The organism is Paraburkholderia sp. NPDC080076 (assembly GCF_050281145.1).
In the GTDB taxonomy this organism is placed as follows: Bacteria; Pseudomonadota; Gammaproteobacteria; order Burkholderiales; family Burkholderiaceae; genus Paraburkholderia.
Genome location: NZ_JBNNWQ010000009.1, coordinates 332,024 through 341,278 on the forward strand (window position 1 = coordinate 332,024; position 9,255 = coordinate 341,278).

The 9,255-nt window shown below is 63.2% G+C and carries 11 protein-coding genes; 9 read left to right on the forward strand and 2 right to left on the reverse strand.

Annotation, left to right across the window (positions count from 1 at the left end; translation table 11 throughout):
• Positions 1–2 precede the first annotated feature (2 nt).
• From ACQKRQ_RS31355 to ACQKRQ_RS31385, 7 genes are all read left to right on the forward strand, one after another.
• Complete coding sequence (locus ACQKRQ_RS31355) at positions 3–713, forward strand: ABC transporter ATP-binding protein (RefSeq protein ID WP_427481363.1); 711 nt, start codon at positions 3–5, stop codon at positions 711–713.
• Positions 710–1,576 (forward strand): branched-chain amino acid ABC transporter permease, encoded by an 867-nt coding sequence (locus ACQKRQ_RS31360; RefSeq protein WP_132382613.1) that lies wholly within the window; start codon positions 710–712, stop codon positions 1,574–1,576. Before ACQKRQ_RS31355 ends, ACQKRQ_RS31360 begins: the two co-directional genes overlap by 4 nt.
• A 10-nt stretch (positions 1,577–1,586) precedes the next feature.
• Complete coding sequence (locus ACQKRQ_RS31365) at positions 1,587–2,678, forward strand: branched-chain amino acid ABC transporter permease (RefSeq protein ID WP_427481364.1); 1,092 nt, start codon at positions 1,587–1,589, stop codon at positions 2,676–2,678.
• Positions 2,679–2,686: 8 nt separating this feature from the next.
• Positions 2,687–3,550, forward strand: a complete 864-nt coding sequence (locus ACQKRQ_RS31370; protein ID WP_427481365.1) for an intradiol ring-cleavage dioxygenase — start codon at positions 2,687–2,689, stop codon at positions 3,548–3,550.
• 12 nt (positions 3,551–3,562) lie between these two features.
• Entirely contained in the window at positions 3,563–3,931 is a 369-nt protein-coding gene (locus ACQKRQ_RS31375; RefSeq protein WP_408177176.1) for a Rieske (2Fe-2S) protein, read from the forward strand.
• Positions 3,928–5,061, forward strand: coding sequence for a porin (locus ACQKRQ_RS31380; RefSeq protein ID WP_427481366.1), 1,134 nt, complete (start codon positions 3,928–3,930; stop codon positions 5,059–5,061). The genes ACQKRQ_RS31375 and ACQKRQ_RS31380 overlap by 4 nt, the downstream gene beginning before the upstream one ends.
• A gap of 169 nt (positions 5,062–5,230) precedes the next feature.
• On the forward strand, positions 5,231–5,983 hold the full coding sequence (locus ACQKRQ_RS31385) for an SDR family NAD(P)-dependent oxidoreductase (RefSeq protein ID WP_132382621.1): 753 nt from the start codon (positions 5,231–5,233) through the stop codon (positions 5,981–5,983).
• Between the two features lie 43 nt (positions 5,984–6,026).
• Here the strand turns inward: ACQKRQ_RS31385 and ACQKRQ_RS31390 are convergent, their stop codons facing one another.
• Both ACQKRQ_RS31390 and ACQKRQ_RS31395 read right to left on the reverse strand, forming a co-directional pair.
• A complete protein-coding gene (locus ACQKRQ_RS31390; protein ID WP_427481367.1) occupies positions 6,027–7,094 on the reverse strand; it encodes a catalase in 1,068 nt (355 codons plus the stop codon).
• A gap of 203 nt (positions 7,095–7,297) precedes the next feature.
• Positions 7,298–7,948, reverse strand: coding sequence for a hypothetical protein (locus ACQKRQ_RS31395; RefSeq protein ID WP_427481409.1), 651 nt, complete (start codon positions 7,946–7,948; stop codon positions 7,298–7,300).
• A gap of 176 nt (positions 7,949–8,124) precedes the next feature.
• Here ACQKRQ_RS31395 and ACQKRQ_RS31400 point away from each other — a divergent pair, with 176 nt between their 5' ends.
• Both ACQKRQ_RS31400 and ACQKRQ_RS31405 read left to right on the forward strand, forming a co-directional pair.
• Positions 8,125–8,352: a hypothetical protein gene (locus ACQKRQ_RS31400; protein WP_427481368.1), complete on the forward strand. Its 228-nt coding sequence runs from the start codon at positions 8,125–8,127 to the stop codon at positions 8,350–8,352.
• Between the two features lie 183 nt (positions 8,353–8,535).
• The gene (locus ACQKRQ_RS31405) at positions 8,536–9,255 is read left to right on the forward strand and encodes an ABC transporter substrate-binding protein (RefSeq protein WP_427481410.1); all 720 of its coding nucleotides are present in this window, start codon (positions 8,536–8,538) and stop codon (positions 9,253–9,255) included.

Genomic DNA, 9,255 nt, shown 5'->3' on the forward strand with positions numbered 1-9,255 from the left:
CCATGTCGGCATTATTGGAGACTCGCGCGCTGAGCGCGTTTTACGGCGACTTTCAGGCGCTATTCGGCATTGACATGACGGTGGCACCGGGCGAAGTGATCGCGCTGATCGGGTCGAACGGCGCGGGTAAATCGACCTTTCTGAAATCGGTGGCGGGCCTGCTGCGCCCACGCACCGCCGAGCAGATTCTGTATCGCGGGGAGCCAGTGGGCGGTGCGGCGGCAGCGAGCATCGTGGGAAAGGGCATTGCGCTGGTGCCGGAAGGGCGGCGTCTGTTTGCGAGCCTGACCGTCGAAGAGAATCTGCAACTCGGCGCCTTCAGCAAGCGGCCGGGGCGCTGGAACCTGCAAAGCGTCTATGCGCTGTTTCCTGCGTTACAGGCGCGCCGTCATCACGCGGCCACCGCGTTATCGGGCGGTCAGCAACAGATGGTGGCGATCGGCCGCGCGCTGATGAGCAACCCCGATCTGCTGATGTGCGACGAACTTTCGCTCGGCCTCGCGCCGGTGATCGTCCGCGAAATCTACGCGGCTTTGCCCGAGATCGTTTCGCATGGCATGAGCGCGATCGTCGTCGAGCAGGACGTGCAACTGGCGCGCCGCGTGTCGTCGCGTTTCTATTGCCTGCAGGAAGGGCGCGTGTCGTTGACGGACGTGTCGGCAGAAGTGTCGGACGAGGCGATCACGCAGGCATATTTCGGAGTGTCGGCATGAACACGTTCATCAATATCGTCGTGCAGGGCGTGCTGTTGGGCGCGCTTTACGGCCTCTTCGCGATGGGCCAGTCGCTGGTGTTCGGCGTGATGCGGCTCACCAATACCGCGCACGGCGACTTCATCGTGCTGCTGGTGTTCGTGCTGTTCGCCTTGACGAGCTTCGCCCATCTGCCGCTCGCCGTCGCGCTCGTGCTGTTGCTCGTGATCGCATTCGGTGCGGGGTATGCCGTGCAGTTCGCGCTTCTGAACCGCGTCAGCAGCCGCGATCCGCTGCCGTCGCTGATCGTCACGTTCGGCCTGTCGATCGTGATCCAGAACGTGCTGCAGCAGATGTTCTCCGCGGATCCGCGTTCCATCGCCACCGGCAGCTTCGAATCGCGGAGCATCACGCTCGCGGGCGGCATCACGCTCGGCTATCTGCCGCTCGTCACGCTGGTGGCGACGGTGGCGCTCGCCTTCGCGATGCAGTGGCTGTTCGGCCGAACGCCGCTCGGCCGCGCGTTTCGCGCCACCTCTGACGATCGCGAGATCGTGCAACTGATGGGTGTCTCGTACCGCCGTACCTATGCGCTCGCGATGGGCATCGCCTTCGTGCTGATCGCGGTAGCCGCGGCGCTTTACTCGATGCGCACGGCGGTGTCGCCGACCGACGGCCCGGCGCTGCTGCTGTATGCGTTCGAGGCGGTGATCATCGGCGGAATGGGGTCGTTCTGGGGCACCTTCGTCGGCGGCATGGCGCTCGGCATTGCGCAGCAGGTGGGCTTTTACTTCGACCCCGGCTGGGGCATCTGGCTCGGCCACGTGGTGTTTCTCGGCGTGCTGGTGGCGCGGCCGCAGGGCTTGCTGCCCAAAACCGCATAGAGGCTTCGACATGACCATGCAATTGAACCAGCCCATAGCGGGCTTCGAAGTGCGGCGCGCGACGCGTGCGAGCCGCGTGGCGGTGATCGTGCTGCTGATCGTCGCGTTGGCGGTGGCGAGCGCGCCGTGGTGGGCAGGGCGCGATGCCATGCGCGACTTCGTGCAACTGGCGTCCTACCTGGTATTCGCGTTGATGTGGAACCTGCTGGCCGGTTATGGCGGGATGGTGTCGATCGGCCAGCAGGCATTCTTCGGCATCGGCGGCTACGGCATGCTGATTCTCGCCAACTATTGCGGCATCTCGCCGTTCATCGCGGTGCCGATTGCGGCGGTGATTGCGACGGTCGTGGCGATTCCTGTGTCGATGGTGGCGTTCCGGCTCGAAGGCGGCTACTTCGCGATCGGCACCTGGGTGATCGCCGAAGTGTTCCGGTTGACGGTGGCGAACGTCTCGGTGCTCGGCGGCGGTTCCGGCACGAGCCTCACCGCATTGCAGGAGGTGCCGCGCGCGCTGCGCGAATCGCTGACGCTGTGGCTGGCGCTTGCCATCGTCGCGGCGGCGATCGGACTGCTGTATCTGTTTCTGCGCTCGAAAGCCGGTCTCGCGTTGACCGCGATGCGCGACAACGCGGTGGCGGCCAGCAGCCAGGGCGTCGACGTGAAGCGCGCGCGCCTGATCGTCTATCTGGTGTCGGCGTGCGGCACCGCGCTGGCGGGCGGCCTGTACTTCGTCGGCAACCTGCGCATTTCGCCTGACGCCGCGTTCTCGGTGAACTGGAGCGCGTTCGGTATTTTCATCGTGATGATCGGCGGCCTCGGCACGCTCGAAGGGCCGATTGTCGGCGCGCTGATTTTCTTCCTGTTGAACCAGTTCCTGTCCGATTTCGGCACCTGGTATCTGATCGGCCTGGGTGCGCTGGCGATCGTCGTGACGATGTTCTTTCCGCAAGGACTGTGGGGCTTCGTCTCGCACCGCTATGGCCTGCAACTGTTCCCCGTGGGCCGGCGCGTCGTATTCCGCGACGCCGGTCCGTCTCAACAACGCTCGCCGGACGGCGCGTCCGATTCGCTCGACGCGGGCTCGGCGGCACACCGTGCATGAGGCCAGGCATGAACGATAAAACCATCCACCCGTTGACACAGAACGTGCTCGATACGTTTGCCGATTGCACCGATCCGCGCCTCAAGCAGATCATGACCGCGCTGGTCACCCACCTGCATGCATTCGCCAGCGAAGTCGAACTGACCGGCGACGAATGGCGCCGTGGCATCGAATTCCTGACGGCCACCGGCAAGATGTGCAACGGCATCCGCCAGGAATTCATTCTGCTGTCGGACACGCTCGGCCTGTCGATCATGATCGATGCGATCAATCACGGGCGCGGCGGCGTCACCACCGAGAGCAGCCTGCTCGGCCCGTTCTATCGCGAAGGCGCCAAGGAAGAAGAATTCGGCGCCAACATCGCCCACACGGAAGGCGAGCCGACGCTGATTCATGGCCGCCTCGTCGACGAAGGCGGCGCGCCGGTGGCCGGTGCCTTGATCGAGGTGTGGGAAACGGCGAACAACGGCATGTATGAAGGCCAGGATCCCAATCAGCCCGAGAGCAACCTGCGCGGTAAATTCCGCTCGGGGCCGAACGGCGAATACGCATTCAGGACCATCAAGCCTACCAGCTATCCGATTCCGACCGACGGCCCGGTCGGACAGATGCTGATGGCGACCGGCCGTCATCCGATGCGGCCTGCCCACATCCATTTCCTGATCGTCGCGCCCGGCTACGAGACGCTGACCACCGCGCTTTATTCCGAGGGCGATCCCTATGTTCACTCCGATGCGGTGTTCGGCTCGAAGCCGTCGCTCGTGATCGACTACGTGCCGAATCACGACGCTACCGCTGCCAAAGAGTGGGCGCTGCCGAGCCCGTTCTTCGAAGTGCAGCGCGACTTCGTGCTGTCCGCGCGGCAGGTATGAGGAGGCGAGGCGATGAACGCGGCGAATCCCGAACCTCATCAAGGCTTTCTCTGCGCGCTCGACGACGTTCCCGATGGCGGCGCGCTGGAAATCCCCGCTGACCGTGCCGGCGCACCAGGCGTCGTGATTCTGCGCCGTGGCGATGACGCGTGGGCGTACCGCAATGTGTGCCCGCACTTCTCGATTCCCCTGAACTACGAACCGAACACGTTCTGGGCCTACGACGCCGAATTGCTGATGTGCGCGCATCACAGCGCGATGTTCCGCTTCGAAGACGGCGTGTGTGTCGATGGACCGTGCGAGGGTGCGTCGCTCACGCCGGTCGAGATCCGCATCGAACAACGACAGATATTCAACAACGACTGGAGGAGACAGCTATGAAAGGGACCAAGCCGAAGCGCCTGGCGATGGCAGGGTGCACGTTCGCATGCATCGCGCCGGGCATCGTGCCAAATATAGCCGTCGCGCAAAGCAGTGTGACGCTGCAAGGCGTGATCGATGCGGGCGTCACGTATGTGAACAACCAGCATGGCGGCGCCGCGACGCTGTTCGACAGCGGCGTGCTCTCGCCGGACCTGCTGACGTTCAAGGGCAGCGAAGATCTGGGCGGCGGCAACAAGGCGATTTTCGAACTCACGTCGCAGTTCGATCTGGGCAGCGGCGCGACGATTCCGGGCGCCGGGCAGATTTTCAACCGCACGGCGCTGGTCGGTCTCACCAATGACCGCTTCGGCTCGCTCACCTTCGGCACCCAGTACGACTTCATGTTCGAGACGTTGACGCTCGGCCTGTATGACGGCGCGTTCCTGTTCGGCGGCATCTACGATTTTCGCCAGGGGCCGTTTACGGCGCTGGGCGTGCCGAACAATCCGACCGGTTCATTCGATTTCGACCGCATGGCGGGCGCGACACGCGTAGGGAACTCGGTCAAGTATCGCAGCCCGGATATCGCGGGGTTCACGGTCGGTGCGCTCTATGGATTCGGTGGCGTACCCGGCTCGTTCTCGTCGGACTCGACAATGAGCTTCGGCGCGAACTATGCGAACGGTCCGTTGGGCATCGGCGCGGCATATGTCGAGGTGAAGTATCCGCAATTGGGCGACGGTCACGACGGCATCCGCAATTTCGGTTTCGGCGCGCACTACAATTTCGGCAGCGTGCTGGGGATGTTGCTCTACACCAACACGAAAAATACGGCGAGTGGTGCGAAGATCGACGTCTACAAAGGCGGCGCGTCGTGGACGATCTCCGGCCCGTGGACACTCGGTCTCGACTACGCGTACATGAAGGGCAACGACGTGCTGCTGAACAACAAGGCGCAACAGGTCACCACCGCGTTGCAGTACAGCTTTTCGAAACGCACCACCGCGTATGTCGAAGCGATCTATCAGCGCGCGAGTGGCGACGCGGCAGTGACGCGGGCATGGATCAACGGTTTGCTGCAACCGGACGGCGCGGCGAGCAACCGCTCGCAGACGCTTGCTCGCGTCGGTTTGCGTACCAGCTTCTGACGGTCTGGGCTTGCGCGGCCCAATCCAAAGATCGTCCGAATTTCGAAAGTGGTTGTCAGGCGTACCATCCGGGAAACGATACTCTTATCGAGGGTCTCACTGACCCGGTCGTTACGGCGTCGCTCGCACGGCGTGACGGTCGGTATTCCATTCATGCGTAGGCGTTGAAATGACGGCACAGTCTCTGGAAGGGAAGGTCTGCGTGATACTCGGCGGGTCCGGTGGTATCGGCAGCGCGACGGCGCGGCGCCTGGCGGCACTGGGCGCGCGCATCGTCGTGACCAGTCATGCGGATTTGCAGAAGGCGCAAGGAGTTGTCGACTCGCTGCCGGGGAGCGGACATCTCGCCGCGGCGGTTTCGATCACCGACAGTAACGCGCTCAACGATCTGGCCGTGAAAGTGCAAACCGAGTATGGGCGCACGGATGTGCTGGTCAATACGGCCGGCATCACGCAGGCCGTGCCGCACGCGAATCTCGATGCACTCACGGACGAGCTGATCGACCAGATATTTGCCGTGAACTGGCGGGCGCAGTTTGCGGCGATCCGCGCTTTCCGTGCGCTACTCGAGTCAAGCGGCGACGGATTGGTGATCAACGTCTCGTCCATCTCGGGGACCACGGGGCAGGGCAGCAATATCGCCTATTGCGCCGCCAAAGCGGGGCTCGACGTGATGGCGGCTTCGTTGGGCCGCGCGCTGGCGCCGCGCATTCGGGTTTTGAACGTTTCGCCGGGAGCCGTCGATACGACGTTCGTGCCGGGGCGCGGCGCCGACTTCAATGACAAAGTCGCGGCGACGACACCGCTTCGCCGCATCGGCACGCCGGACGATGTCGCTTCGGCAATCGAGGCGTGCGCGACGCATCTGACGTTCAGCACGGGCGTGACCATAGTCGTCGACGGCGGGCGGCGTCTGAATTGAGCCGGCTGGTCCAGAGGAGCGTTGCGACACTCGCGCGGAACCTTCACATGGGTTCTATATATCGGCGCGCCTCATCGCTCGACAATACGCCGCGGTCCACGCGATTCGCGGCGCTGGCCGCGTAGACGTTCTTGCGAGCGTGTGTGATGCCCAGCGGTTCGAAGCCGTTGGCCGGGTTGAATGCCATCTGGTTGATGTGCGCTTCGTCGTCGGCGGAGGGCAGTGTCGCGATCTCCAGCACACCTATCGCAATCGGCGGCTCCGCCCATGCGACCGATGCGTCGTTGACCGGCGTGCTCTCCTCATCCACGAAGAACTGCACGCAGAGTTGCCATTTGAGCGGACCGGTTTTCAGGCGATTCAGCAGGTCTTCGCGCAGATAGTCGTCGCCGTGGCGATCGCCGTTTGTCCCTCGCACGGTTGTATCTTCGGGTTGAAGCGAGTACTTGATGGCCGCGACGCCCAGCTTGACCACCGAGCCCCAGAACCGCTCGGTCGTGAGACTCTCGACGGAGCGCAGAGTCGTCTCCTTTGCCAGGATCGCGACGATGCGGGCTGTCTCGACGGGGCCGAGTTTGCCGCTCAACACTTCCATCGACGCCTGCTCCAGTGCCCCAAGCGCGCCTCTAGCGATCTGGGCGACGAGGATATCGGCGAAGTCCATGAACTGCACCGCGTTTCTCGCATGCGAGCGGCCGCCCTCGTTGGTCATGAGGAGATCGGTTTCAATGCCCTGCGCGGTGAAGAACTTGATGGCGACACCGCGAACGTCGGCGGCCTGGTCGGAGAAAGGACAGGGCTGCCCATTAGAAAAGCGGCAGGCGACCCGATAGCAAAGCGACGGTCCCAGTTCGTCCTGTTTCACAAAAGGGCCATGCTTGAGCGCAGTGGGTATCGTTTCGAAGATCCGCAGCGTGCCGAGGGCGCCGAGCGTTTGCTTCTGATGCTGACCGCGGTCGACGCGTCCGTCCAGATGAGTGTTGCTACTGGCTGCGATCGCCGCCTGCTGCGCCTTGATTTTCTCGACGAGAACGGCGATAACCTCTGCGTCTTCGGGCTGGTCGATCCAGCCTGTGCCGCGTTCTGCTTTGTCGGGGGAGTCGTTGGTCATGCTCGTCCTCCATCAAGGTTCGCCGCGATGGAAATGCGTCCAGGCCTGCGCTGAAGTGGCAATCGTGTTGCTGCGGGAGCGCATGGATCTGAACTACATCGTAGACTACCGCGCAATCGAACGCATGACCGCTTCAGCATCCGGCGCGCGAGATCGCGGTGACATCATGATCACCACGATCGAACGAGCGGCGGTTCCCCCGTTTAGTGCATGCCCGACGGGTTCGGCGGCGGCAATGCCGGATCGAGCTTGGCGGACTCTTTGACGAGCTGTTGCGTCATCGCGGCCGCGACGGCGTTCGAGCCACGATGCGGCTGATCGTCGTGCACAAACGGCGCAGGCTCAGGCGGCGGGAGCGCCGGATCCAGCTTGGCGGATTCCTTGACGAGTTCGTCCGTCGCCGCGGACGAGACCGAATTCGAATCGCGGCGGTGCAGACCGTCACGGCCGCGGCCGGGTTGCACAACGGTGGCTGCTTTTGAATCGGTGGCGGCCAGGACGGTGGCCACCGCGGGTGTTTGCACGGTTTGCGGGTGCGGTTGTGCCGGTTGCCGTGGCAATTGCGCGGCGTGCTCCGTTGACGGTTCGGGCGCGGGCGCGGACGTGATGTGTCCCTGCGCAGCTTGAGCGGGGATTTGTGCGGGGACGCGTGCGGCGGTCTCCGTGCTTGCGGCGGGCGACGACGCGCTGAGAGCGGCGTCGGCGTTCACATGTAACGTGCCGGACTGAACCTTGTCCGAAGCCAGCGCCGCAGAGCCGTCCGTAACGGCCCCGGGATCGCGGGTCGACGGATCACTTTTTGGGGACAGTAGGTAAACGGCGAATGCGACCTCTGCGAGCACCAGACCGACCACCAATGCTTTTCCGATATTCCTCATAATTAGCCAACGGGTACTCAGAGCGATGCGATCGCACATGATAACCAACCGGCCGCTGGCGGTTTGTAACGAGAGGTATGCGGAAGTAACCGGAATACTCGGCGCGGAGCATGCTAGATTTGACTTATCGCGCCATCAACGGAGTTTCTTCCATGGACACTCATTCGATTCTGGGCATGATTCACGCCGAAGAGGCATTACTGGTCTCCATCGTGCGGTCGTTGCCACCGGAAGTGCGACGTACAGTGGCTAACGATTTCCACGAGCAGGCTCAACTCGCTGAGACGTCGCATCTGAATCCCACCACCGATCGCGAGGCGAGCATCGCGTTCAAGGCTCATATCAGACGGCTGTCGAACATGCTAGCTTCGCTATCCTGAGGAGATATGGGGCGCTGCCGAGCCTGCATGTCCTACAACAAAATTTTGAACACGGAGCGACACAGCAGCATGCTCAGAATATTCACATCGATCCTCGTATCCACCGCGGTCTTGCCGGCATTCGCGCAACCCAACGACGCGAGCGCCCAGCCAGCCGCAACCTCGAAACCGGCAAGCGCATCGATGGCCGCCGTATTCGCGCCGAGCGGAACCTTGCGCGCGTCGATCAATCTCGGCAACCCCGTGCTGGCCGCGCTCGATCCGGCGACGGGCAAGCCGGTCGGCGTGTCCGTCGATCTCGCCGGCGAATTCGCCAAACGGCTCGGCGTGCCGCTGCAACTGGTCGCGGTCAAGTCGGCGGGCGCCTCGGTCGAGAACGTCAATCAGGACAAGGCCGACATCGGTTTCTTCGCGGTCGATCCGAAGCGTGGACAGGAAATCGCGTTCACGAAACCGTATGTGCTCATAGAAGGCTTTTATCTCGTGCGGGCGGCCTCGCCGATCACCAGCAACGAGCAGGTCGATCAACCCGGCGTAACGGTCGCGGTCGGCAAAGGCAGCGCCTACGATCTGTTTCTGACGCGCGAACTACACCACGCGACAATCGTGCGGATTCCGACTTCGCCCGCGGTCGTGCAGGGCTTTCTCGATCAGCATCTGGACGTGGCCGCCGGCGTCAAGCAACAGCTCGAAAAGGACGCCGCCAAAACCGGCGGAGTGCGCATACTGGATCAGCGCTTCATGGTGATCCGTCAGGCGATGGGCGTACCCAAGGCAAAGGGCGACGACGCGGCCGCATACCTGTCGAAATTCGTCGAGGACATGAAAGCGTCCGGCTTCGTCACGGCGTCGCTGGCGCGGCATCAGATCACGGGCGCGGTGGTGGCGAAAGACAACGACTAG

Coding starts and splice junctions, on each gene's coding strand:
- ACQKRQ_RS31355 (WP_427481363.1), top strand. CDS start 3: ATGTCGGCATTATTGGAGACTCGCGCGCTGAGCGCGTTTTACGGCGAC.
- ACQKRQ_RS31360 (WP_132382613.1), top strand. CDS start 710: ATGAACACGTTCATCAATATCGTCGTGCAGGGCGTGCTGTTGGGCGCG.
- ACQKRQ_RS31365 (WP_427481364.1), top strand. CDS start 1,587: ATGACCATGCAATTGAACCAGCCCATAGCGGGCTTCGAAGTGCGGCGC.
- ACQKRQ_RS31370 (WP_427481365.1), top strand. CDS start 2,687: ATGAACGATAAAACCATCCACCCGTTGACACAGAACGTGCTCGATACG.
- ACQKRQ_RS31375 (WP_408177176.1), top strand. CDS start 3,563: ATGAACGCGGCGAATCCCGAACCTCATCAAGGCTTTCTCTGCGCGCTC.
- ACQKRQ_RS31380 (WP_427481366.1), top strand. CDS start 3,928: ATGAAAGGGACCAAGCCGAAGCGCCTGGCGATGGCAGGGTGCACGTTC.
- ACQKRQ_RS31385 (WP_132382621.1), top strand. CDS start 5,231: ATGACGGCACAGTCTCTGGAAGGGAAGGTCTGCGTGATACTCGGCGGG.
- ACQKRQ_RS31390 (WP_427481367.1), bottom strand. CDS start 7,094: ATGACCAACGACTCCCCCGACAAAGCAGAACGCGGCACAGGCTGGATC.
- ACQKRQ_RS31400 (WP_427481368.1), top strand. CDS start 8,125: ATGGACACTCATTCGATTCTGGGCATGATTCACGCCGAAGAGGCATTA.
- ACQKRQ_RS31405 (WP_427481410.1), top strand. CDS start 8,536: ATGGCCGCCGTATTCGCGCCGAGCGGAACCTTGCGCGCGTCGATCAAT.